The sequence below is a fragment of the Pseudomonas sp. PS01270 genome, assembly GCF_029959775.1.
GTDB lineage: Bacteria > Pseudomonadota > Gammaproteobacteria > Pseudomonadales > Pseudomonadaceae > Aquipseudomonas > Aquipseudomonas atacamensis.
In genome coordinates this window covers 50,799-74,909 of record NZ_JASCPT010000007.1, presented here as the reverse complement: position 1 = coordinate 74,909, position 24,111 = coordinate 50,799, and the positions used below count along the sequence as shown (strand labels likewise).

Here is a 24,111-nt window from a genome sequence, read left to right as displayed (position 1 = left end):
GCTGGAGAGCATGCGATCGAAGTTATTCATCACGGGCCGGGGCCTCCGCAGTGATAGGGCTGGCGTACTCGGCTTTCAGGTGGCCGTCCTGGTCGAGCAACCAGGCGTCCATGACCTGGCGCACCACCGGCGCGGCAACGCCGGAGCCGGACTCTCCGTTCTCGACCATCACCGACACGACGATTTTCGGATCATCGGCCGGGGCGAAGCCGACGAACAAGGCGTGGTCGCGGTGGCGTTCCTGGACCTTGGAGCGGTCGTATTTCTCGCCCTGCTTGATCGCCACCACCTGCGCGGTACCGGACTTGCCGGCGATGCGGTATTGCGCGCCGATCGCCGCTTTGCGCGCGGTACCCCGGGCACCGTGCATCACCTGCTGCATGCCGTGGTTGACCTTGTTCCAGTCGGACGGGTCGCGCAGGACGATGTTCGGCATCGGGTTTTCATCCACCGGCTTCACCCCGTCGAGGGACTTGGCCAGGTGCGGACGGTTCCAGATGCCTTTGTTGGCCACCAGCGCCGTGGCCTGGGCCAGTTGCAGCGGCGTCGACTGCATGTAGCCCTGGCCGATCCCGAGAATCAGGGTTTCGCCGGGGAACCACGCCTGTTTGCGCGTCGCCCGTTTCCATTCGCGCGACGGCATCAGGCCCGGGGATTCTTCGAACATGTCCAGCGAGACCTTCTGGCCGATGCCGAACTTGTTCATATAGGTCGACAGCCGATCGATGCCGAGCTTGTGCGCCAGGTCATAGAAGTAGGTGTCGTTGGACCGCATGATCGCCGTGTCGAGGTCGACGAAGCCGTCACCGGTACGGTTCCAGTTGCGATACTTGTGGTCGTAGTTGGGCAGCATGTAATAGCCCGGGTCGAACACCCGGCTCGAAGCCGTGACCACGCCAGCGTCAAGACCGGCAATCGCTACCGCCGGTTTGATCGTCGAGCCCGGCGGGTACAGACCACGAAGCACGCGGTTGAACAGCGGCCGGTCGATGGAATCACGCAACTCGGCGTAGGCCTTGAAGCTGATGCCGGTGACGAACAGGTTGGGGTCGAAACTCGGCTGACTGACCATCGCCAACACTTCGCCGGTCTTCGGATCGAGCGCCACCACCGCGCCACGGCGCCCGCCCAGTGCGGCTTCGGCGGCTTCCTGCAACTTGATGTCGAGGCTCAGGACGATGTCCTTGCCGGGAATCGGATCGGTGCGCTTGAGCACCCGCAACACGCGGCCACGGGCGTTGGTCTCGACTTCCTCGTAACCGACCTGACCGTGCAGTTCCGGCTCGTAGAAACGCTCGATGCCGGTCTTGCCGATGTGGTGGGTGCCGCTGTAGTTGACCGGATCCAGCGATTTCAGCTCTTTCTCGTTGATCCGCCCCATGTAGCCCACCGAGTGCGCAAAGTGCGCGCCCTGCGGGTAATGCCGGACCAGTTGCGCGACCACTTCCACCCCGGGCAGGCGGAACTGGTTCACCGCGATGCGGGCGATCTGCTCTTCGGTCAGCTCGAACAGGATCGGCACCGGCTCGAACGGCCGGCGCCCCTGACGCATGCGTTTCTCGAAGATCACCCGGTCCTCGGGCGTCAGCTCCAGGACCTCGACGATGACGTCGAGCACCTGCTGCCAGTCGCCGGAGCGCTCGCGGGTCATGCTCAGGCTGAAGCTCGGCCGGTTGTCGGCCACAACTACGCCGTTGCGGTCGAAAATCAGCCCGCGCGTCGGCGGAATCGGCTGCACGTGGACGCGGTTGTTTTCCGACAGGGTCGAGTGGTACTCGTACTGGATGACCTGCAGGTAATACAGACGCGCGATCAACACACAGATCAGCGCCACGATCACGATCGCACCGAACACGACACGGCTGCGCACCAGACGGGCGTCCTTTTCGTGGTCCTTGATGCGGATCGGCTGAGACATGAGGGCAGGCTTACTTGTGGTAAGGGTGGCCGGACAACACGGTCCAGGCACGGTACAACTGTTCGCCGATCAGGATCCGCACCAGCGGGTGCGGCAAGGTCAGCGGCGACAACGACCAGCGCTGGTCAGCGCGGGCACAGACTTCCGGTGCCAGCCCTTCGGGGCCGCCGACCATGAAGTTGACCGTGCGCGAATCCAGGCGCCAGCGATCGAGTTCGACCGCCAGTTGCTCGGTGCTCCACGGCTTGCCGTGAACCTCCAGCGTGACGATCCGCTCGTTGTGCCCGACCTTGGCCAGCATGGCTTCGCCTTCCTGGCGGATGAAACGGGCCACGTCGGCATTCTTGCCACGGGTATTGAGCGGAATTTCCACCAGTTCCAGCGCCAGCTCGGACGGAAGACGCTTGGCATATTCATGCCAGCCTTCTTCCACCCACTTGGGCATGCGTGAACCGACGGCGATCAGGCGCAGTCGCACAGCAATCCCTTAGAACTGGTCTTTGTTGAGCTTGGTGAAATGCTCGTGGGTGTTTTCCGGGCTGTGGTGCTTGGCATCGGCCGCACGGCTTTGCTCGGCACCGGCCCACAGGCGCTCCAGGTCGTAGAACTGACGCGCCGAGGCAGTCATCATGTGCACGATCACCAGATCGAGGTCGAGCAGAACCCAGTCGCTGTCGCCCTTGCCTTCTTCGCCCAGAGGCTTGGCGCCCTGCTTCTTCACTTCCTCGCGGACCTTGTCCAGCATCGCGTTGATCTGGCGATTGGAGGTACCGGTGGCGATGATCATGTAGTCAGTGATGCTCTGCTTGTCGCGCACATCGATGATCTGGATGTCCTGGGCCTTGACGTCTTCCAGCGCAGCGACGGCAATCTTGACCAGTTCGTCGCCCTTGAGCGGCTCATTGGTGTTGACGGCTTCCGGCAGTGGTGCGCTCTTGAACGTGCCTTTGCGCTTTACTTTCGGTAGATCTTTATCAGTCATATGTAACTCGTTTTGCTCATGTATTCGGCGGCTTGGGGATACGGTGATCCGTATCGGTGAAGCGCGCCTTGTTCAGTTCGACGCACGGTACAGACCGTGCGCATCGATGTAGGCCAGGACCGCGTCGGGCACCAGGAAACGTACCGACTTACCGCTGGCCAGCAGTTGACGGATCTGGGTGGCGGAAACCGCGAGCGGTGTCTGCCAGACGAATGCAATCTGTCCGCTCGGCCCTTTCAGGGCCAGCGGGTCGCTCACCGAACGCGCTGCCAGCAGGTTGCGCAAGGCATCCGGCGGTTCGCTGTCGGCGTCCGGGCGCTGTAGCACCAGGATGTGGCAATGCTGGAGCAACTCTTCCCAGCGGTGCCAAGTGGGCAGGCCGCAAAATGCGTCCCAGCCCAAAAGCAGAAAAACCTGGGTCTCGGCGGGCATCTCTGCGCGCAGCGACTCCAGGGTATCGATGGTCCAGGACGGTTTGTCCCGCTGCAATTCGCGGGCGTCCACCACCAGCGGCGGCAATCCGGCCACCGCGCACTCGACCATCGCCAGCCGATCCTGCGCCGCCACCTGCGGCGTCCCGCGATGTGGCGGGCGCGCGTTCGGCATCAGGCGCAACTCGTCCAGCGCCAGCGCTTCGACAACTTCCAGTGCGCCACGCAAATGGCCGATATGCACCGGGTCGAACGTACCGCCCAGCACGCCAATGCGTTGGGGGCGCGACTCGCTGCCGGTGTGCGGCGCTGTCAGGTCGAGGTCGGTCAAGTCAGACCGTCGCCTGGCCGCGCAACTGGCCATCGCCGACCACGATGTACTTCTCGCAGGTCAGCCCCTCGAGCCCGACCGGGCCGCGGGCGTGCAGCTTATCAGTAGAAATGCCGATCTCGGCACCCAATCCGTATTCAAATCCATCGGCAAAGCAGGTCGGCGTGTTGATCATCACCGAGGCCGAGTCGACTTCCGCCACGAACCGCCGGGTGTCAGCGAGGTTTTCGCTGACGATCGAGTCGGTGTGATGGGAGCCGTAATGGTTGATGTGTTCGATCGCCTGCTCCAGGCCGTCGACCACGCGGATCGACACAATCGGCGCCAGGTACTCGGTGTGCCAGTCGTCTTCGCTGGCCGCGACTGCTTCGATGATCGCCCGGGTGCGCTCGCAACCGCGCAGTTCGACGCCTTTTTCGCGAAACTGCGCGGCCATCGACGGCAGGAAATCCTTGGCAACAGCCTCATCGACCAGCAGGGTTTCCATCGCGCCGCAGATACCATAACGGTAAGTCTTGGCGTTGAAGGCGATGCGCTGGGCTTTGGCCAGATCGGCGTGTTCGCTGACGTAAACGTGGCAGATGCCGTCCAGATGCTTGATCACCGGCACGCGGGCATCGCGGCTGATGCGTTCGATCAGGCCACGACCGCCACGGGGCACGATGACGTCAACGTATTCAGGCATGCTGATCAGCGCGCCGACGGCGGCACGGTCAGTGGTTTCGACCACTTGCACCACGGCGGCGGGCAATTCGGCTTCGGCCAGACCGCGCTGAATGCACGCGGCAATCGCGCGGTTGGAATGAATCGCCTCGGAGCCACCGCGCAGGATGGTCGCGTTGCCGGACTTCAGGCAGAGGCTGGCGGCATCGATGGTCACGTTCGGGCGGGATTCGTAGATGATCCCGATCACGCCCAGCGGCACGCGCATCTTGCCGACCTGAATGCCCGACGGACGGAAGCTCATGTCGCGAATCGCGCCGACCGGATCCGCCAGTGCAGCAACCTGACGCAAGCCGATGATCATGCCGTCGATGCGTGCCGGGGTCAGTTCCAGACGCTCCAGCAGCGCCGGCTCCAGACCGCTGGCGCGACCGGCAGCCAGATCCAGCTCATTGGCAGCGGCCAGCTCGGCGCGCGCAGCGTCCAGAGCATTGGCGGCAGCCTGCAAGGCGCGGTTTTTCTGCGCGGTGCTGGCGCGACCGATGACCTTGGAGGCAGCGCGGGCGGCGCGACCCAATCGGGTCATGTAGTCAAGAACGGACTCAGTCATGGTCTGCTGGGGTCTTGGCAAAGAGGAAAGCGGCAGATTATAGCTGTCGCGTCCCGGGACTAACAGCGGTGACGGGCGGATGGTCGAAATGAGCTGCGTTTGGCCGGCGTTCAGACGTAATTAAGCTCAGCGTTGTTATCATCACGACCTCTTGAGCCTGGATAAACCTTGCCCATCATGACCAACGTGCCCCTTTGCCCCGAGTCCGCGCGCATGCCCGTGGGCCTGCCGGACAGTTTTTTCGACCGCGACGCCCAGGTTCTGGCGCAGGCGCTGCTCGGCAAAGTCATCCGCCATCGCGTCGGTGATCTGTGGCTGAGTGCGCGAATCATCGAGACTGAAGCCTATTACTTCGCGGAAAAAGGCAGTCATGCCTCGCTCGGCTATACAGAAAAACGTAAGGCTTTGTTTCTGGATGGCGGCCACATCTATATGTACTACGCCCGCGGCGGTGATTCGCTGAACTTCAGTGCGCAAGGTCCGGGCAATGCCGTGCTGATCAAATCCGCCTATCCGTGGGTCGATGAAGTGAGCGGTCCGGCGAGTCTGGCGCAGATGCTGCTGAACAATCCCGATGCCCAGGGCCGACCGCGGCCAACGCAGAAGTTATGCGCCGGGCAGACGCTGCTGTGCAAGGCACTCGGTTTGAAAGTACCGATGTGGGACGCCAAGCGTTTCGACCATGAGTTGTTGCTGGTCGAAGATACGGGGCCGGCACCCTCGCAGATTATTCAAACCACCCGGCTGGGCATCCCGCTGGGCCGTGATGAACACCTGATGTATCGCTTCGTTGACGCTGCGTATGCGCAATGGTGCACGCGGAACCCGCTGCGACGGGGTCAGGTCGAAGGCCGGGATTATATTTTGCTTCCCGTAACCGACGCCGAATCCGTCAATGAATGATGACCTCCCCTGTGGGAGCGAGCCTGCTCGCGAAGGGGTCGTGCCAGCCAACGTTTCTATCGTCTGACACAGCGTATTCGCGAGCAGGCTCGCTCCCACGGGCCAGCAGTGAAACGCGTAACAATTACTTAAAGAATCAATGGAGTTTTTCTGTATGGGCCCATGGCTCGATAGCATCACCGGATGGCTCGGCGCCAATCCGCAGTGGCTGGCCGCAGCGGTGTTCATCGTGGCGTGCGTGGAATGTCTGGCGATCGCCGGGCTGATCGTGCCGGGCACGGTGCTGCTGTTTGCCGTGGCGGTGCTGGCCGGCAGCGGCGCGCTGTCATTGAGCGAAACGCTGCTGCTGGGCTTTCTTGGCGGCATTCTTGGCGACCTGATTTCCTACTTCCTCGGCCGCCATTTCCACCAGAACATCCGCCGCCTCCCCGGGCTACGCCATCACCCGGAATGGATGGCCGGCGCCGAGTCGTACTTCCAACGCTATGGCATCGCCAGCCTGCTGGTCGGGCGTTTCATCGGCCCGCTGCGGCCGATGCTGCCGATGGTCGCCGGGATGTGCGACATGCCCTTCCCGCGTTTCTTCGCCGTCAGCCTGCTGGCCGCTGCGGGCTGGAGCCTGGCTTATCTGTTGCCGGGCTGGGCCACGGGCGCAGCGTTCCGCCTGCCATTGCCTGAAGGTTTCTGGCTCGAAGCCGGGATTGTCGCGGCCAGCATTGCGGTGATGGTCGGCCTGAGCGTCAACAGCAGCGTGCGCCGCCATCGTCGCGCGACAATCTGGATCGGCGGCATGAGCCTGTTGATCCTGATCGGGCTGTTTATCGGCTATCCATACCTCACCGCGCTCGACAACGGTGTGATGACTCTGGTGCAGGAACATCGCCAGCCAGCGCTGGACGAAATCGCCGTGACGCTGACCCTGATCGGCGAATTCCGCAACATGCTGCTGTTCAGCGCCCTGCTCGTCATATTGCTGTTGCTGTGCAAGCAGTGGCGCCAGGCAGTGTTCGCGGGCGCCACCATGCTGATCACCGCCATGGCCAACACCGGCACCAAGTATTTTTTCGCCCGGGTACGCCCGGAAGTGCTCAGCGATCCATTGACCACCTACAGCATGCCCAGCGGCCATGCTTCTGGCGCATTCGCCCTGTTCCTGACCTTGGGTGTCCTGGCCGGACGCGGGCAGCCGCCACGCATGCGCCTGACCTGGCTGCTGATTGCCTGCATCCCGGCATTCTCCATTGCTTTGTCGCGGGTCTATCTCGGCGCGCACTGGCCAACCGACATATTGGCCGGTGCAATGCTTGCCAGTTGCGTCTGCGCCGCGATGCTGTGGTCAAACCAGCGGCAGGCGCCGCTCAACGCCATGCCTTTCAAGATCTGGTGGCTGATCCTGCCGTCCATGGTCGCGCTGTTCGGATTCTTCGTTATGCGCCACTTGCCACATACATTGTTGCGTTACGCCTACTAAAACAGGCAATTTACAAGCGACATTTCTTATACGCCGCTCTTTCGGAACATTCCGACAAGAGCGGCGCTTGCAACCTACGCAAACTTCCTCCCTCCCGGTTAACTTTCCTGGCTATAAAACCGACATTTCCGCATTCTCGATCGACGCAAAACTAGCGTTACATATTCAAGTTGAAACATGCCTGCTCAGTGTTTCGCGCTTTTGAAAAACCGTTAGATTGATGGGCCCGACTCGGACATTTGCTGGCTATCCATATTTATTCAAACCACGCATTGAAGTTCTGCCGAGTCATACAACAATCCATTTCTTATCGAGTCTTTCATGAGTCCAAAAATACCCCGCAAGACGTCAGTCACAACGACGCATCAAACTGATGCAAACGTGCCAACGCCACATCGGCCCATGTTTGATGTCAGCAGCATTGAAATATCACCAAGAGCCGGCATCCCCGATCTTGCGCTGCACGGTACCAACTTCGACAGCGCCCTTGCCGATGCGAATCCGCGGTTGCCTGCGGTTGAAATCTTTCAGTTACCGGCACACAGCGCCTATCGCTCGGAACATTCCACTTCAATAAACGATTACTGGTTATCGGAGACCTTTGTGCGTGGAATGCAGCCTGCCGACAATGATGGATTTCGCTGGATCGTTGGCAGAAAGTTCGCAGACGTCGAATATCAGGGAGCTCTGCAAACCACGCATGTGGGTGAGGATGAAACCGGCGCATTACGCAGCAAGTTACTCACCGAGCGCGTTCCCTCCGGACCGCGCCTGTACAAAAACGCAGACAGCCCCACCTGGCGCCTGACCGAACAACCCGCGCCAAAGCGACCGCGCCTCGCCCAAGTGACAACACCCATCAATCAAAGTCGTTACAGCCCATCCTGGCGTTCGCCGGATGCTCAGGGCTATTACGAAATGAATCCGCTATTTGGCTCACGCAAAGACGACATGCTGTTCGCCTTCCGGGATTCATATGGCAATTACATAGCGGTTGATCCTCCGGCGGGTGGATTCGCAGCGTCGCCGCTCCACCTCAAACAGTGGACCGATCATGAGATATGGCAGCTATATGGGCTACACGGCGAGGACATCGCGCGCTTTCGTGTCGAAGCCCAGGCTACCGGCACGCCGCCACAGTGGGCACACCCCACAACCACGGAAAATCCGCGGACCGATCTGCTGCGCGACTCGTTGCGCTGGCTGCACCCGCAGATGGGCTTTGCCGAGCGCGAAGCCTTTCTGCAATCGTTCAATCTGCTGCCCAGGCAACTGTCGCGTTTGCAGCAGGAAATGGGCAGCCATCTGACGCTCCCGGCGTGGGCACTGGCGCACAAGCGCTTGCTGGAGGACGTCAGCAACCCGCAACGCTTCGACCAGTTTGCCGCCGATGCGCTCGAGCAGCTCAACCTCAAGCGCAATGCCCGCCACGATTGGTACGACGCAGAAAACAGCCTGACCCCCGAGGTGCGCGAAGCGCTGTTGAAACAGCTCGGTTATCTGCGCAACAAGAACAACTGCCTGTACCGCACGGACATTCCGGCGCTGTTTCGCGGTGACGAGCGCACGCCGTTCGAGCTGGCGAACGACGGCACCATGCTGCCGCGCTATCACCACGAACCCGGCGCGACCACACACAAGCCGATCAGCGCGACGTTCAGTCTCCAGGCAGGACAGGGATATGCCCGCGCCCCCGATCCCGAATACCTGCGTTTCAACAGCCAGACCCATAAATACCCGGGACGCGACACGGGCGACAGCGGTTCGGAAAGCGGCGCAAGCGACGCCAGTGATACACCGAGTGACTCCTCGTCAGACTGGTCGGATCCTGACAGCCCTGTGGCATGGGATCACGAACGCGGCTACCGGTCCACGCGCACGCGGCAGACGGAAATGTTTCTCTACGCGCTCGACACGCGCGATCTGGAGGTCGTCCCCCACGAAGAAAACATGATGTTCAATTCCGCTGCGCGCGACACCCCGCCGACCTGGTTCCCCTCCGACGATTTCGAAGGGCTGATCTCGGTCACGCGCAGCGGAGTTTCAGCCGAGCGTGTCTGGTTACTGAACACAGACCTGACCAAGGGCGCCAGGGTCGAAGACATCAAAGAGCAGGCTGGCGCAAACGCTGATCGCATCGAAGCGGCCACCCATGCCGGGCACTTTAACCGGTTCGAATACGACCAGTTGATCGACCAGGTGGAGACGGCGGGCCTGCCGATACTCAGGCTCTCAGGCAAAAAGGACGAGTTTGCCCATGACATCGCCTGGCCCGAACTTCAAATGCTCAAGTAAAGCCGCCAGGGAAACCGGCTCCTCATGCACACCATTAAAGGATTAATACGTGTCGAAACTCATCGTTCCCGCGGCTCATGTCGCCCACGTGCGCGCGCTTCAAGTTACCCCCATAGACGCCTCGGCCAATGCCCATACGCCGTCCACACCCATGCCCGATCGAGCGGACGTGCCAGGCGAGGTGCCTGACAGCCCCCCATCCCTTCGCCAGACTCTGAAGGCAATCGACAAACACCTGGGCCCACTGCGTATCGGCGAGGTCGTGATCAGTCGGGTCGAGTTGCAAGCGCTGGGGGCGACCGTAGACGGTCAACCTGTCAGTCCGGCGAATGCCAACATGAAGCGCGTGGATCAGGCTTTTCTGGACGGACTCCATTTCGAGTCCGCAAAGGTGCAGTCCCGCTTGCAAGCCGTGGACTTTCCCGACAATGACATGGCGGCACTGCTGTTCTATGAGATTGCCTGCAAGCGCTCGGTCGATGCCGGCCCATTGTTCGTCAGTGATACGCCGCTGGTTTCGGGCAGCGCCATGGATCGTCTCAACAAATTGGGCAAGGCTGCGCAAAAGCTGGAAATCCACCGGGCGGACACGTTTGAACACGCGCCCGGCTGGATCAACAAGACCAAAAGCTATTTGATGAGCGGCGCAGGAGTCGGCATGCAAGCCTTCGGCATCTACAGCGGCTACATGGCCCTGACCGATGCGATCAAAAAAGGCGAGGCGCTGGAAATGCTCTACTACGGCGGATCCATCGCCGCAGAACTCGGCTCGCTGATCATCGAGCGGGGTCTGGCCAGAACCGGCCAGGCGATGCTGACTCAGGGCAGCAATGTCCTGAGGGGTTTTGCGCTGACCTCGATCGGCAAATACATGAGCCGTGGCGCTGGACTGTTCGCCAGCGCGATTACCTTGCCGTTCGACATCGTCGACGCGATCAAATCGTTCAACGCCGCCGCCGCGTCATCGGGCAAAGAAGCTCAGGACCATTATTTCAGCGCTGCCCTGAGTGTAGCGGGCGCTGGCATCAGCCTGGTGCTGGGCGTCGCCGCGCTGGCCGGTTTCGGCAGTGTTGCCGGCCCGCTCGGCCTCGCGGCTGCCGCACTGCTCATCTCCGGTTCATTGATCTATCAAGCCGCCAGGGTCGTCGACCAGATCGATGATTACATCGAACTGACAACACTCGAGCGTCTGCGCTCGGGATGGTTCGCTTTTACCGGCAAGGAACTGGACGCCGAAGTGATGGATCGCTTCAAGCTGTCCAGGCTTTCCAGTGACTACGAAAAACAGCTCGAACTGTCGGCCAAAGACATGCTTGCCGGCGCTTACAGCGACTGGATCGCCCAAGTGGTCAATGGCGCGTTTCGCGCCGAATTGCGCCCTGTCGAACTATGGCGTTACCAGTGGGACGAAAGCGTCGGGCAGCTGCCGTTCAGACTCGACAGCCAGGCGGTGATCGTCGGCGGCGACGATGTCATCGACGCAAGCCATGGATTACCCGACAACCTCAAGGGCGTTGTCAACGGCAGTGCAGGCGAAGGCAAAGGCGTGTTCTGGCGCCTGGGCGATGGCAATGACCGTGTCGCTGGCGTCAAGGCGCAGCCCAACCTGTTTACCTACCGCCAGGGACACAAGGCGCTCAGCGGTGGCGACAAAAACGATGCGTTCTATCAGCAGGTCGCTGACGAGGAACTGGATCGGCTGACCAAACCGCCGCACATCAATGTGCTGGATGGCGGCGACGGTAGCGATACGTTTGCGTTTGAAGGCCAGCGGCCGGCCACTGATACACGACACATCGGCCATCGGATTGACCTGCCGAGCGGCAAGGTCACGCTGCGTGGTCTGGACCCGGAAAGCCCAGGCATTGAAGTCGCGCACCTGACATCGTTCGAGAACGTTTCGACGCTGCGCAAAGGCAGCAGCCACGTCATCGGCAATACCGAGGCCAACCAGATCTCCGCCCATGGCCATGATCGCGTCAGCGCCGGTGCCGGCAACGACACGATTGCCATCTATGGCCTCGAATGTCACGTGGACGGCGGTAGCGGCGTCGATCGCTATTACATCGCTCACACCAACGCACGCACGACAATTACCGAGGACAGCGCGCATTCGAGCGTGATCGAGTTGGGCTGGCCGCACGCGGTGATTCAGCGCTGGCAGATCATCGGCACCTCGCTGGTGATCAATTCCTTGCGCGGCAAGGACGGCGACGACCCAGACCACGTGCTGACCCTGGAAAACGTCTATCGAATGGTCGACGGCCAGCGTCGGCTGCATAACGATCGATGGCTGTTCCGCACCCAGGATGGCTACGAACTGCTGGCTCAGCTCCCTCAGGAACCAGGTCCAGCGCTGAGTCAGGACATCGATGTCGCCGTGACAGTCATTGGTCAGCCCGCCCCTGCCCCGGCGATCGTCAATGGCGGTACGGTGACGATCGACGATCAGAGCCTGGGCCGGCATTTTGTCACCCGTACGCAGCGCGAGGTCGAATTCGTCATCGCACGCAGCGGCACCAGGCCGCGCAGCGTTTTTCTGGACTACGGCGACGACGAAATCATCGACGTCGAGCTCAGCTATGCCGTCCAGGTGCGCAAAGGCGTTTCGGGCAATACTCACCTGACCTACAAAGACTTCTGCCTGTCGCTGCGGTTGCCGGCAAAAGTGCTGGCATTCAAGGGCGTGATTCAACCGATCGCTGCCGCCACCGGGTACAGCGGGCGCAACAGCCTCAAAGTCACCACGCCGCAATTGGCGCAAGACATCGTTGTGGTCATGCGGGACGGAGTGTCCTATCGCCTGCAACTGCCGCACCTGGACTACGAAGCGGACGCCAACAACCCCGGCGCACGACAGGTCAGCACTCGAAGCTGGCTGAAACGGCGCAACGGCAAATACCCGTTCACCCGGCCCACCATCAGTGAGAAGCCGATGCTGACCGATCGCCCCAGCAAAATCGTCATCGAATCCCGGGCGCATACCGGCATTTATCTGCTTGAGGGTCACAGCGCCACGTACGACATCTACCTGGCCAGCAACTGCATCGTGCGCCTGGCCACACCTGGGGCTGCGGCAAAAACGGCCAACGCCTCAAGCTGGAATCTGTACACCAGGACAATGGACGAAACCGTCACTCGCGACGAAATCCAATTGCAGGACAACCGCTTGCGCATCGCCAGCGTGACTGTGCAATTGCCGGATATCGGCGATGACACACCGGTGGAATCGGTCAGCGTGGCGACCACCGCCGGCAATCTTTATCAAGTCTCGCTGCTGTTCGAGATCTTGCAGCTGTACGTGATCAATGCCCAAGGCTACGCCAGCGTCGATGCGCTGTTGGCCGATATCGAGCAACACCGGCAGCGCAACGAGTTGGCAGCGCGGGTCTACGTGACTCACATCGGCTACCAGCCCGACACAGTGGGCACGCTGGTTTACAACTCGGTAAACCGCCACTGGAGCCTGCTGACTGATCGGCAGACACGCGTCAAACGCGAAGACCTGTTCATCCCCGTCCACATCAACTGACCGCGCGCTGCCGGTTTCAACAACGTGCCGGGATGGACCTGACCTCCATTCCGGCACTTGCACTCAGCGGTCTGCCATGTCGCCGCTGGAGCCTTACCTGCAAGACATCGACGGGACTTTACGCCCCGATGCAGACGGCCTGAAAGAATACAAGGGGCGCAAGTTCGCAGACATCGCCAACGACGACGGATCGGCCGCAGGGCAGACAGTGATGGTGGCGTACCACGATCTGATCAAAGCCTGGCGCGCCAGATTGCCCAGTGAACGGACGGGGGGCAATCACAACAATTCATACGATCAGTTGATCGATCGCGTAACTGCCTCCAAGGGCCCCATAGTGAGGCTGCCCAAGGGCAGGAAAGGATGTTCCAACGATATAGTCTGGCCCGTTGCTGAACATCATCGGCCGTGAAATCCAGACGCCATTCGATAACGAATGGCGTCTGTCCTTCAATTGCGGCGTTGCGCTATTTGAGCACGCTGATCACAAACCGTGCCGGTTTTGGATTGAAGGCGTTATGCCCTGTCCCGTTGGGGTTCGCGTCGAGGAATTTGCTCATGCCATCGCTTACCTGACGATACAGCGGTTTATCTTTCGGCTCGCTGTTCAATTCGATATAAGCCGGGCCGGATGCGATATTGCTTAAAGAAGCCTTGGCCACGCCGTAGGTACTGATTGAATAAAGTTGTGCCGGAGCGCTGGTGCTGACCAGCAAATTATGTGTCTTGTCTTCGATGAATAATCGCGCACCGTCAAACACGCCCGGATGTATCACTTGAATTGCGTAACAGTTACCTTCAGGAACAAACCTCAACAGCAATGGAGCATCGTCCTCATTGTCAGCCAGGGTGATAAGGGCGGATGTCCGCGAGTCGGCCAACCCCACTTCAGCATCGAGTTTTTCGCCTTGAGTTATGCGCTTGTGGCGCAGGGTCTGTTGCAGGCGTTGCTGATTAAGAACTACAGGAAGACCGTCCAGATAAAGATTGGCGCTGAAGCTTTCATTGTTTACTTTTGCCAAAAACATAGAACTATCCATTGGTAAACACTCTGCTGTCATGTTCAAGACAGCGACAGAAAAGTTGAAAAAGGAAAAGGATCAGATAGCGACTGTGGCTGTTGCCGACATCCGCAGAACATCGCCATCCGGAATGTTTTCGGTTTTTCGTTTCCGCCGGGCCATTACCATGCGATCCGCATAAATCGCTGCCGCCCCAATGACATGGCCAACGTTATGATCAGTACCGGCATGCTTCAAGATATACTTGCCAGCAATATCGTCCCAGAATGCCCGTTCATCTTCATATAAAGTCATGATTTATCCTTGTTGTTTTCAAGTTGTTCGCATCCTGCGAGCAACTTGAAATTAAGACAAAGACAAAAGCGAAACAATACTGGCAGGCAGCTTGAGTTGATTCAAAGTGAAACTAGGCGAACAGCTCGCCCTGCAGTTCATCGAGTAATGCCTGGATCGCATCCAGCCGTTGCTGTGGGTCGTCGAGTTGCAGCAGATCGATCTTGTCCTCTTCGGCAAAAGGCAACAGATAGGCAAGCTGATTGGCCAGCGCCTGTTGCCCGGCGGCTTCGGTGCCCATGTTCAACGCCTCGACCATCGGGTGTTCGGCCAGCGCCTTGAGCAGCGCGACCAGGTCGGCGTCCTCGTCCTGCAACGGTTGCTCGGGCTCGTCATCGAGCCACTCGACTTCGGCCAGAATCAGTTGATCGCGCTGCACTTCGGTGCGCAGCACAGTGAAGCGCCGTCCGCCATGCACGCGAATGCCGAGCAAGCCGTTGTCCTGTTGCTCGAAATCGGTGATCCGCGCCTCGCAACCGACCATTGCGAAACCTTCTGGTGCCACACCGACTTCGCTGCCCTCAAGGATGCACACCACACCGAAACCGACGCCCTGCTTCATGCAGCGGCCGATCATGTCGAGGTAGCGCGCCTCGAAGATCTGCAGATCGAGGTTGCAGCCGGGGAACAGCACCGTGTTCAGCGGAAAAAGCGGCAGACTCATAGACATTTCCTTACACCACCATCGACACCGCCAACGGCAGGAACACCGCCGTGGCCACGCCCATCAGACTCATTGCCAGCGCGGCGAACGCGCCGCACTCATCGTTTTCCTGCATCGCCACCGCCGTGCCGACCGCATGCGCGGTCATGCCCAGCGCCATGCCGCGCGCTTCGGGGCTGTGCACGCCAAGGCGGGTCAGCAGCGCCGGGCCGAAGATCGCGCCAATCACCCCGGTGATCAGCACGAACACCGCGGCCAGCGCCGCCACGCCGCCGATCTGCTCGGCGACCAGCATGGCGATCGGCGAGGTCACCGATTTCGGCGCCATGGTCATCAGGATCATGTGATCGGCGCCGAACCACCAGCCCAGCGCCACGCCCATGCCCGTTGCGACCACCCCGCCTATCACCAGCGTAGTAAAAATCGGCCAGAACAATTGGCGGATGCGGCGCAGATTCAAATACAGCGGTACCGCCAGCGCCACCGTGGCCGGCCCCAGCAGGATGCTGAGGATCTCGGTGCTCTTGCGGTACTCCGCGTAGGTCAGGCCGCAGCCGACCAGCACACCGATCACCAACAACATGGAGACCAGCACCGGTTGCAGAAAGATCCAGCGGGTTTTCTCGAACGCCGCCAGCACCAGTTGATAGGCGCCGAGGGTGATGCCAATGCCGAACAGCGGATGATGAATCACCGACGCCCACGCGCCTTGCCAGTCAAACAGCATCAGGACTCCTCCGCCGGCGGCGCGTGACGTTTGACCAGCCGCTGCATGAGCACGCCGGCAAAGGCCATCGACAGAATCAGCGAGACCACCAGCGCGCCGACAATCGCCCAGAAATCCGCAGCAATCGCCGTGGCATACACCATCACGCCCACTGCCGGCGGCACCAGTAGCAACGGCAGATAACGCAGCAGACTGCCCGCTGCCTGATTCAACGGCTCGCCGACTTCACCGCGAATGATCAGGAACACCAGCAACAGCAGCAGCCCGATGATCGGCCCCGGCAATATCGGCAACAGCAAATGATTGAGCGCGGTGCCAAGCAATTGGAACAGCACCAGCAGGGTCAGGCCACGTAACAACATCCGACATCTCCGTCTTACATTTTCAGCCAGCAGGGGCTCGGCATTATAAGCATGCCGGCGCTATGGACCGGCATTCGCCAAAAGCATGGTCGGTTGACCTGAGCAAATCGCCATGATGATCTACAGTGGTTCGCAGGCCGGTCAAATCCGCCCCCTGAAAAACTATAAAACCGATGAACCCAAGGAGAGTCTCAATGCCCTATGTTCCCGTTGCAGAGCTCAAAGATTATGTCGGCAAGGAACTTGGACGTTCCGAATGGCTCATCATCGATCAGGAGCGCATCAACCTGTTCGCCGAAGCCACCGGTGATTTTCAGTTCATTCACGTCGATCCGGTCAAGGCTGCGCAAACGCCGTTTGGCAGCACGATTGCCCATGGTTTCCTGTCGCTGTCGCTGATGCCAAAACTGATGGAAGACATCCTCGTGCTGCCCGAAGGCGTGAAGATGGTCGTCAACTATGGCCTGGACAGCGTGCGTTTCATCCAGCCGGTCAAGGTCAACTCGAAAGTCCGACTGAAGGTCGACATGGTCGAAGTCACCGAGAAAAAACCCGGCCAGTGGTTGCTCAAGGCTACCGCGACACTGGAGATAGAAGGCTCGGACAAACCGGCCTACATCGCCGAGCCGCTGTCACTCTGCTTCGTCTGATCATCCCGGATGCGAAGCAGCGCACGCTGTTTCGCGTCACGTCTGTATATATGCGACGCATAGCTGCGGCATACTCGGTCGCCTAATTGCCCGGATCCCGCTATGCGCTCAATCGCTCGACTTGCACCCCTTGCCCTGACCCTGATCCTCACCGCTTGCGGCGACGGCGAATCGCTGTTGCCGCCGGATGCGCGCCTGCCCGATGGCGGTCGCTATCGCGGTGAACTGGTCGACGGCTTGCTGCAAGGTCAGGGCCGCGTCGACTACCCCAACGGCAGCTGGTACGCCGGGGAGTTCGACAAGGGTCAGTGGCACGGGCAAGGCGAATGGCATGGCAGCAACGGCGAGGTCTATCGCGGCCAGTTCCAGCAAGGGCTGTTCGATGGTCAGGGCAGCCTGAGCACCAATGCCAGCAGTTACACCGGTGGTTTCAAGCAGGGCCGGCGCGATGGCGAAGGCACGCTGAAAGAAAACGGCATGACCTATCGCGGCGAGTTCAAGGCTGACCAGTATTCCGGCCTCGGCCGTCTGGAAATGGACGACGGCAGCTCCTATCAAGGCCAGTTCGCCCACGGCAAACCCAACGGCGAAGGCCAGCGCGGCGATGCCAGCGGCAATTCGTTCAGCGGGCATTTCGTCAACGGCCAACTGGAAGGCAACGGCACCTACAACAGCGCCGACGGCGATATCTACGTCGGCGGTTTCAAGAACAATCAACTGCACGGCAAGGGCCGCTACGAGAACGCCGACGGCGACGTCTGGCTCGGCCAGTTCAAGGAAGGCGCGCTGACCGGCAAGGGCGAATTGATCGGCGCGGATGGCAGCCATTACATCGGTGTGTTCAATGACTGGCGTTTTACCGGCCAGGGCCGTTTGAACCTGGCCGATGGCAGCTTCTACATCGGCGGCTTCGACAACGACAGCTATTCAGGACGCGGCACTCTGGTGCTGACCGATGGCAGCGTGCTCAGTGGCACCTGGATCAACGGCCAACGCGTGCGCGACGCCGACGGCAAATTGCTCCCCGACACCCTCGAACTCGGTTTGCTCGCCCAGGGTCGGTTGCTGGACGACGCACTGGCGGCGATTCCCGCTTCGACTCCGGCAGTCGAGTTGTACACCCTGACCCTTGGCGGCGACGGCAAGCAAAGCGTGTTCCTGCGTGAATCCGACTACGTCGCCAACATGCTCAACACGCGCTTCGGCGCCTTCGGCCAGATTCGTCTGGTCAATCATCGCGATCATCTCGGCGACCGGCCGATGGCCACCCGGGAAAACCTGCGCCGCGCCGCGCAAGCCCTTGCCGAACGCAGCGGGCCGGAAGATCTGCTGTTCATTTATCTGACCAGCCACGGCACCGCCGAGCATGAACTGGTGCTCGATCAGCCGCGCATGGAACTGGCCGACCTGCCCGCCGATGAGCTCGCCGCCGTGCTCGCGCCGCTGAAGCATCGCGACAAGGTCATCGTGATTTCTTCGTGCTATTCCGGCGGTTTCATCCCGGCGCTGAAAGACGAACGCACGCTGATCATGACCGCCTCACGCGCCGATCGGGTGTCGTTCGGTTGCTCGGAAGAAGCCAACTTCACCTATTTCGGCGACGCGCTGTTCGCCCAGGCGCTGAACCAGACCGACGACCTCGAACAGGCATTCAAACTGGCCAAGGCCACCGTTGCCGAACGCGAGCTGGCCGACGGCTTCGAAGCCTCGGAGCCGCAGATCTGGGCGCCGAAAACCGTGCTGTCGCATTGGCAGCTGCTGCGTAAACAGCAGGCGCGCAAAGCGTTGCAAAGCAGCGCATTGAACGACGCGGCGAAAAAAGGCAACTAAGCTGAACAGTATCAAGGGAGAGACACTATGTACTTGACGCCTCAGCACGTATTGCTTGCCGGAGCCACCGGACTGACCGGTGAACATCTGCTCGACCGTTTGCTCAACGAGCCAACGATTACCCGTGTCCTCGCCCCTTCACGCCGGCCGCTGGCCGAGCATCCGCATCTGGAAAACCCGGTCGGCGACCCGCAGGCGTTTCTGCCGCAGCTCAGTGGCCGGGTCGATATCGCCTACTGCTGCCTCGGCACGACGATCAAACAGGCAGGTTCCGAAGAAGCCTTTCGCGCGGTGGATCTGGACATGGTCGTGGCGTTTGCCAAGCGCGCCCGGGAGATGGGCGCACGGCACCTGATCGTGATCAGTGCGATTGGCGCCGATCCGAATTCCTCGGTGTTCTACAACCGGGTCAAGGGTGAAATGGAACAGGCCCTGCGCGCGCAGAACTGGCCGCAGCTGACCATCTGCCGACCTTCGCTGTTACTCGGCGAACGCACCGAACCGCGTCTGGTCGAGCAACTGGCCGGGCCGTTGTCGAAGCTGATTCCGGGCAAATACCACGGCATCGAAGCGTGCCAGTTGGCGCGAGCGATGTGGCGCCTGGCGCTGGAAGAACAGGATGGGGTGCGGGTGATCGAATCGGATGAGCTGAGGAAGCTCGGCAAATAATCCATCCGCCCATGATGATCGTTCCCACGCTCTGCGTGGGAATGCAGCCATGGACGCTCTGCGTCCTAAAAAGCGTGACGCGGAGCGTCACAGGATGCGTTACCACGCAGAGCGTGGGAACGATCAGTCGCTACAATCCACCAGTCGCTTGAAAACCTACGCCAATCACGGTGAGAAACGACAACGGCAACAACAGCGTGTCGAGCAACGCGCTGGCCGGCAGGTCCACGCCCGGATAGCTCGGCGCTTCGGCACCGAACCGGTCCATCGCACAGCAGCCGCCGTTCAACGCATACAAATCCAGGCGCGTCCCGGCGTACACCACCGGTGCGCCGGGTTTGGCTGCATCCAGCGTGCGCACGGTAGCGCATCCAGCCAATTGCAGCGCCAGCACAATCACCAGCAGCTTATTCATCGCTGCTCAGGTGATGCTCGCCCCAACGCGGCAGCATGTCCTGCGGGATGCCGAGCAGATTGAGGATCCGCGCCACAACGAAGTCGATCAGGTCATCGATGGTCTGCGGCTGGTGATAGAAGCCCGGCGAGGCCGGCAGAATCGTCACGCCCAGATTCGACAGCTTTAGCATGTGCTCCAGATGAATGCTCGAGTACGGCGCCTCGCGCGGCACCAGAATCAACTGGCGGCGCTCTTTCAGCGTAACGTCCGCCGCGCGTTCGATCAGGTTGTTACAGGCGCCGGTGGCAATCGCCGACAGCGTGCCGGTCGAACACGGCACCACCACCATGGCTGCCGGCGCGCCGGAGCCGGAGGCTACCGGCGACATCCAGTCTTCCTTGCCATACACGCGAATCTGCCCGGCAGCGGCGCCGGTGTATTCGGTCAGAAAGGCCTGCATCATCTGCGGTTTGTTCGGCAGGGACACGTCGGTCTCGGTGGCCATTACCAGTTGCGCAGCCTTGGAGATCAGGAAGTGCACTTCGCGATCCTCGCGCACCAGGCAATCGAGCAGGCGCAAACCGTACTGCGCGCCCGAAGCACCGGTCATCGCCAGGGTGATGCGTTCCGGGCCGCCGGCCTGGGAAAAAGTGTTCATTGCAGTGCCTCGGCGAGCTTGCCGTGCAGGCCGCCGAAGCCGCCGTTGCTCATGATCACCACGTGCGTGCCGGGCTGCGCCTGGCTCTTCACGCGTTCGATGATGCCTTCCAGCGAATCGCTGACAATCGACGGCACCGTGCACAATGCGGCGGTGGCGCCGAGGTCCCAACCGAGGTTGGCCGGGGCATACCAGATCACCTGATCGGCATCGACCACGCTGTCCGGCAGACCGTCACGGTGGGCGCCGAGCTTCATCGAATTGGAGCGCGGCTCGATGATCGCAATCAGCGGCGCGTCGCCGATGCGTTTGCGCAGGCCGTCGAGGGTGGTAGCAATGGCGGTCGGGTGATGGGCAAAGTCGTCGTAAATGGTGATGCCGCGCACCTCGGCGACTTTCTCCATGCGTCGTTTGACGTTCTTGAACGCGCTCAACCCGGCGATGCCCATGGACGGCACCACGCCAACATGACGCGCGGCGGCCAGAGCAGCCAAGGCGTTGGCGACGTTGTGTTGACCGGTCAATTCCCACTCGACGGTGCCCTGGGACACGCCTTCGAACATCACTTCGAACGCCGAGCCGTCCTCGCTGAGCAGCTTGACCTGCCATTGACCGCCGGCACCGGTGGTTTGCACCGGGGTCCAGCAACCCATCTCGATCACGCGCTGCAACGCTGGTTCGGTGGTCGGGTGGATGACCAGACCTTCGCTCGGGATGGTGCGCACCAAGTGGTGGAACTGACGTTCGATGGCCGGCAGATCAGGGAAGATGTCGGCGTGATCGAACTCAAGGTTATTCAGGATCGCGGTGCGCGGACGGTAGTGGACGAACTTCGAGCGCTTGTCGAAGAACGCGCTGTCGTATTCGTCAGCCTCGATGACAAAGAACGGTGTACCGCCCAGGCGCGCCGATACCGAGAAATTCTGCGGCACGCCGCCGATGAGGAAACCCGGGCTCATGCCGGCATGCTCCAGCACCCAGGCGAGCATGCTGCTGGTGGTGGTCTTGCCGTGGGTACCGGCCACGGCCAGCACCCAGCGCCCTTGCAGGACGTGATCGGCCAGCCACTGCGGGCCGGAGACGTACGGCAGGCCTTTGTTCAGCACATATTCCACCGCCGGGTTGCCACGGGACATGGCATTGCCGATCACCACCAGATCCGGCGCCGGATCGAGCTGCGCCGGGTCATAACCCTGCGTCAGCTGAATGCCCTGGGCCTCGAGCTGTGTGCTCATCGGCGGATAGACGTTGGCGTCGGAGCCGGTGACGTGATGGCCCAGCTCTTTGGCCAACACCGCCATCGAGCCCATGAAAGTCCCGCAGATACCCAGAATATGAATGTGCATAGTCGACCTCGTAAAACATGGCCGCAGGTTAGCGTAGGGAGGGGGAAATGGCACTCTTTAGCTGAGGGGCGGGCCTGTTCGACAGGATCGTTCCCACGCTCTGCGTGGCAATGCAGCACGGGACGCTCTGCGTCCCAAAGCGGACGCGGAGCGTCCGGGGAGGCGTTACCACGCGGAGCTGGGAACGATCAGGTCGGTCAGGCAGAGCGAGCGATGCCGTGCTTGCGAAGCTTTCTGTACAGCGTATTGCGGCTGACGCCCAGCTGTTCAGCGGTATGGGTCATATGCCAGCGCGTCTGCTCAAGCGCATTGAGCAATGCGACACGCTCGGCGTCATCCAGTGGCTGCGCGGCAATCTGCGCAGGCGCAGCCGCCGGTCGCGCCTGGCGAATCATCACCGGTAAATCCTCAACGCCGACCCGGCCGCCATCACACAACGCCGCCAGCGTGCGCAGGACATTGCGCAACTGCCGCACATTGCCCGGCCAGTTGAATGCGAGCAACGCCTGCCGCGCCGGTTCGTCGATCAGAATTGTTTCGCCCCCTGCCTCCTCCGCCAGGAGAAAATCCAGCAACTGCGATTTATCACTGCGCTCGCGCAACGCCGGCAACGCCACTTCCAGCCCGTTCAAGCGGTAATACAGATCCTCGCGAAAGCTGCCGTCCTCGACCCGCTCGAGCAAATTGCGGTGCGTCGCACTGATGATGCGCACGTCTACCGCTTGCGGCTCGCCGCCAATCGGCACCACTTGCCGATCTTCCAGCACACGCAGCAAGCGCGTCTGCAACGCCAGTGGCATGTCGCCGATTTCGTCGAGGAACAAGGTGCCGCCATCGGCCTGTTGCAGCTTGCCGCGCATGCCGTCCTTGCGTGCGCCGGTGAAGCTGCCGCCGCGATAGCCGAACAGTTCGCTCTCGATCAGGCTTTCCGGAATGGCCGCGCAATTGAGTGCGACGAAGGCATTGCCGCAGCGCTGGCTGGCCTGGTGCACAGCCTTGGCGAACGCCTCCTTGCCCGAGCCGGTTTCGCCGTTGATCAACAGCGGCACGTCGCGCGCGAACACGCGCAGGGCTTTGCGAAATTCCGCCTGCAACGCTTCATCGCCGAGGCAGATGCCGGACAGGCGTGGCGCTGGAGTAGCGATTGGCGCTGGAACAATGGCAGTAGGTTTGCGCGATTCGCCGCGCAACACGGCAAACAGATGCCGGCCATCACGGGTGCGCAGTGGCCAACTGGCACTGGCGTTGGCGCTCGCCCGCCCGAGCAGGTCATCCAGCGAACAATCGAAAAACGCTTCCACCGGTTTACCGAGCAAACCACCGCGAATATGCCCGAGCAGGTTCAGCGCGCTCTGGTTGACTGCGCTGATCCGCCCTTCGCCGTCAAACGCCAGCAGCCCTTCGCTGAACAGGCCGACGGACTCGGCCTGCAGATGAAAGCGCAGCAACCACTGATTGTCGAAACAGCGCAGGAAGTAGCAGCTCTCGATCATCTTCGCCGACAGATTGACCAGCGCCATGGTGTGGAACTGGCTCTGCCGCGAGACGTCCGGCCGCGCCGAAGACACATCGAGTACCGCCAGCAATTCACCGTGCGGATCGAACACCGGGCTCGCCGAACAGGTCAGCCCGGTGTGGCGGCCGCGAAAATGTTCGTCCTGGTGAATGGTCAGCGCCTGACGCTCGACCAGACAGGTGCCGATGCCGTTGGTGCCTTCGCAGGCTTCGCTCCAGTCAGCGCCGAGCCAGAGACCGGCGCGCTCGAAAATCTTCCGTTCGGCCGGCGCGGTGACGCAATTGAGGATCACACCGCGCGCGTCAGTCAGCAGCACCGCATGGCCGGCACCGGAGAGTTGCTGATGCAGGCTGCTCATCTCGGTGCCGGCGATTTGCAGCACTTGTTGCAGACGTTCGCGACTTTCCAGCACTCGGCCATGCTCGAGCACGGTCGGCGCCATGGTCACAGAAGGATCGAGGTGGTAGTCCTCAAGGCAACGCAGCCACGAACGGGCGATCGATGGATCGGCGCCGGGGCCGTGCAGGTGCGGTTTGCCCTGGGTGACGGTGAGAACCTGGCGGGCATGGCGACTCAAATGGTTGTCGTGCATTTCTTATTGTTCTCCCCGGGGCGCGATGGCCCAAAGCATGAGGTGACGCCCAGCATCCTCCAGCGGCTCCGGCAATGCAATGCTGGCAAGACCGCCCGGTCACGGGCTGTGCCGCAAGCGGTACAAACTGTCACCCGTGCTGTACCGATACCGTCACAGCACCACTCCACTCGTCCGAGACAAACCGGCCAAGCCCTTGATTTGCCTGA

The 24,111-nt window shown here is 61.1% G+C and carries 22 protein-coding genes; 8 read left to right on the top strand and 14 right to left on the bottom strand.

The features are described 5' to 3' along the window. Positions 1 to 22: 22 nt before the first annotated feature. The 5 genes from mrdA to QMX86_RS04650 all read right to left on the bottom strand — a co-directional run bounded on the left by mrdA (position 23) and on the right by QMX86_RS04650 (position 4,935). Positions 23 to 1,918 carry a penicillin-binding protein 2 gene (gene mrdA / locus QMX86_RS04670; protein WP_071173699.1) on the bottom strand — a complete coding sequence of 632 codons (1,896 nt, stop codon included), beginning with the start codon at positions 1,916 to 1,918 and terminating at the stop codon, positions 23 to 25. A 10-nt stretch (positions 1,919 to 1,928) separates the two neighbouring features. Next, the gene (gene rlmH, locus QMX86_RS04665) at positions 1,929 to 2,396 is read right to left on the bottom strand and encodes a 23S rRNA (pseudouridine(1915)-N(3))-methyltransferase RlmH (RefSeq protein WP_011063671.1); all 468 of its coding nucleotides are present in this window, start codon (positions 2,394 to 2,396) and stop codon (positions 1,929 to 1,931) included. 9 nt (positions 2,397 to 2,405) lie between these two features. Continuing rightward, positions 2,406 to 2,900, bottom strand: coding sequence for a ribosome silencing factor (gene rsfS / locus QMX86_RS04660; RefSeq protein WP_016773024.1), 495 nt, complete (start codon positions 2,898 to 2,900; stop codon positions 2,406 to 2,408). 72 nt (positions 2,901 to 2,972) lie between these two features. Beyond that, a complete protein-coding gene (gene nadD, locus QMX86_RS04655; protein WP_178081220.1) occupies positions 2,973 to 3,662 on the bottom strand; it encodes a nicotinate-nucleotide adenylyltransferase in 690 nt (229 codons plus the stop codon). Between the two features lies 1 nt (position 3,663). Beyond that, positions 3,664 to 4,935 carry a glutamate-5-semialdehyde dehydrogenase gene (locus QMX86_RS04650; RefSeq protein WP_282386065.1) on the bottom strand — a complete coding sequence of 424 codons (1,272 nt, stop codon included), beginning with the start codon at positions 4,933 to 4,935 and terminating at the stop codon, positions 3,664 to 3,666. 177 nt (positions 4,936 to 5,112) lie between these two features. On the opposite strand from QMX86_RS04650, the gene QMX86_RS04645 reads away from it, so the two are divergent. From QMX86_RS04645 to QMX86_RS04625, 5 genes are all read left to right on the top strand, one after another. Beyond that, entirely contained in the window at positions 5,113 to 5,838 is a 726-nt protein-coding gene (locus QMX86_RS04645; protein WP_282386077.1) for a DNA-3-methyladenine glycosylase, read from the top strand. Positions 5,839 to 5,992: 154 nt separating this feature from the next. Continuing rightward, entirely contained in the window at positions 5,993 to 7,309 is a 1,317-nt protein-coding gene (locus QMX86_RS04640; protein ID WP_016773020.1) for a bifunctional DedA family/phosphatase PAP2 family protein, read from the top strand. 402 nt (positions 7,310 to 7,711) lie between these two features. Continuing rightward, positions 7,712 to 9,604 carry a hypothetical protein gene (locus QMX86_RS04635; RefSeq protein ID WP_282384260.1) on the top strand — a complete coding sequence of 631 codons (1,893 nt, stop codon included), beginning with the start codon at positions 7,712 to 7,714 and terminating at the stop codon, positions 9,602 to 9,604. Between the two features lie 49 nt (positions 9,605 to 9,653). Continuing rightward, the gene (locus QMX86_RS04630) at positions 9,654 to 13,136 is read left to right on the top strand and encodes a calcium-binding protein (protein ID WP_282384262.1); all 3,483 of its coding nucleotides are present in this window, start codon (positions 9,654 to 9,656) and stop codon (positions 13,134 to 13,136) included. A gap of 76 nt (positions 13,137 to 13,212) precedes the next feature. Further along, positions 13,213 to 13,548, top strand: coding sequence for a hypothetical protein (locus QMX86_RS04625; protein ID WP_241664663.1), 336 nt, complete (start codon positions 13,213 to 13,215; stop codon positions 13,546 to 13,548). Between the two features lie 55 nt (positions 13,549 to 13,603). Here the strand turns inward: QMX86_RS04625 and QMX86_RS04620 are convergent, their stop codons facing one another. The 5 genes from QMX86_RS04620 to QMX86_RS04600 form a co-directional block, all read right to left on the bottom strand. After that, positions 13,604 to 14,164 (bottom strand): hypothetical protein, encoded by a 561-nt coding sequence (locus QMX86_RS04620; RefSeq protein ID WP_282384266.1) that lies wholly within the window; start codon positions 14,162 to 14,164, stop codon positions 13,604 to 13,606. 72 nt (positions 14,165 to 14,236) lie between these two features. Next, positions 14,237 to 14,452 carry a hypothetical protein gene (locus QMX86_RS04615; protein ID WP_282384268.1) on the bottom strand — a complete coding sequence of 72 codons (216 nt, stop codon included), beginning with the start codon at positions 14,450 to 14,452 and terminating at the stop codon, positions 14,237 to 14,239. A gap of 112 nt (positions 14,453 to 14,564) precedes the next feature. Then, positions 14,565 to 15,155, bottom strand: a complete 591-nt coding sequence (locus tag QMX86_RS04610) for an LON peptidase substrate-binding domain-containing protein (protein WP_073475682.1) — start codon at positions 15,153 to 15,155, stop codon at positions 14,565 to 14,567. A 10-nt stretch (positions 15,156 to 15,165) separates the two neighbouring features. Next, positions 15,166 to 15,882: an LrgB family protein gene (locus QMX86_RS04605; RefSeq protein ID WP_016773013.1), complete on the bottom strand. Its 717-nt coding sequence runs from the start codon at positions 15,880 to 15,882 to the stop codon at positions 15,166 to 15,168. Then, on the bottom strand, positions 15,882 to 16,244 hold the full coding sequence (locus QMX86_RS04600) for a CidA/LrgA family protein (protein ID WP_016773012.1): 363 nt from the start codon (positions 16,242 to 16,244) through the stop codon (positions 15,882 to 15,884). The genes QMX86_RS04605 and QMX86_RS04600 overlap by 1 nt, the downstream gene beginning before the upstream one ends. A 194-nt stretch (positions 16,245 to 16,438) precedes the next feature. Between QMX86_RS04600 and QMX86_RS04595 the strand changes: the two genes are divergently transcribed. From QMX86_RS04595 to QMX86_RS04585, 3 genes are all read left to right on the top strand, one after another. After that, positions 16,439 to 16,894 carry a MaoC family dehydratase gene (locus tag QMX86_RS04595; RefSeq protein ID WP_282384271.1) on the top strand — a complete coding sequence of 152 codons (456 nt, stop codon included), beginning with the start codon at positions 16,439 to 16,441 and terminating at the stop codon, positions 16,892 to 16,894. 102 nt (positions 16,895 to 16,996) lie between these two features. Beyond that, complete coding sequence (locus QMX86_RS04590) at positions 16,997 to 18,724, top strand: C13 family peptidase (protein ID WP_282384273.1); 1,728 nt, start codon at positions 16,997 to 16,999, stop codon at positions 18,722 to 18,724. A gap of 27 nt (positions 18,725 to 18,751) precedes the next feature. Further along, on the top strand, positions 18,752 to 19,393 hold the full coding sequence (locus tag QMX86_RS04585) for an oxidoreductase (RefSeq protein ID WP_016773010.1): 642 nt from the start codon (positions 18,752 to 18,754) through the stop codon (positions 19,391 to 19,393). A gap of 130 nt (positions 19,394 to 19,523) precedes the next feature. Here QMX86_RS04585 and QMX86_RS04580 read toward each other — a convergent pair whose 3' ends face one another. From QMX86_RS04580 to QMX86_RS04565, 4 genes are all read right to left on the bottom strand, one after another. Continuing rightward, a complete protein-coding gene (locus tag QMX86_RS04580) occupies positions 19,524 to 19,808 on the bottom strand; it encodes a YceK/YidQ family lipoprotein (RefSeq protein ID WP_282384275.1) in 285 nt (94 codons plus the stop codon). After that, positions 19,801 to 20,448: a flavin prenyltransferase UbiX gene (gene ubiX, locus QMX86_RS04575; RefSeq protein ID WP_024014462.1), complete on the bottom strand. Its 648-nt coding sequence runs from the start codon at positions 20,446 to 20,448 to the stop codon at positions 19,801 to 19,803. Before ubiX ends, QMX86_RS04580 begins: the two co-directional genes overlap by 8 nt. Beyond that, positions 20,445 to 21,794, bottom strand: a complete 1,350-nt coding sequence (gene mpl / locus QMX86_RS04570) for a UDP-N-acetylmuramate:L-alanyl-gamma-D-glutamyl-meso-diaminopimelate ligase (RefSeq protein ID WP_016773007.1) — start codon at positions 21,792 to 21,794, stop codon at positions 20,445 to 20,447. Before mpl ends, ubiX begins: the two co-directional genes overlap by 4 nt. Positions 21,795 to 21,991: 197 nt before the next feature. Then, positions 21,992 to 23,902, bottom strand: coding sequence for a sigma-54-dependent Fis family transcriptional regulator (locus QMX86_RS04565; RefSeq protein ID WP_282384278.1), 1,911 nt, complete (start codon positions 23,900 to 23,902; stop codon positions 21,992 to 21,994). Between the last annotated feature and the right edge of the window lie 209 nt (positions 23,903 to 24,111).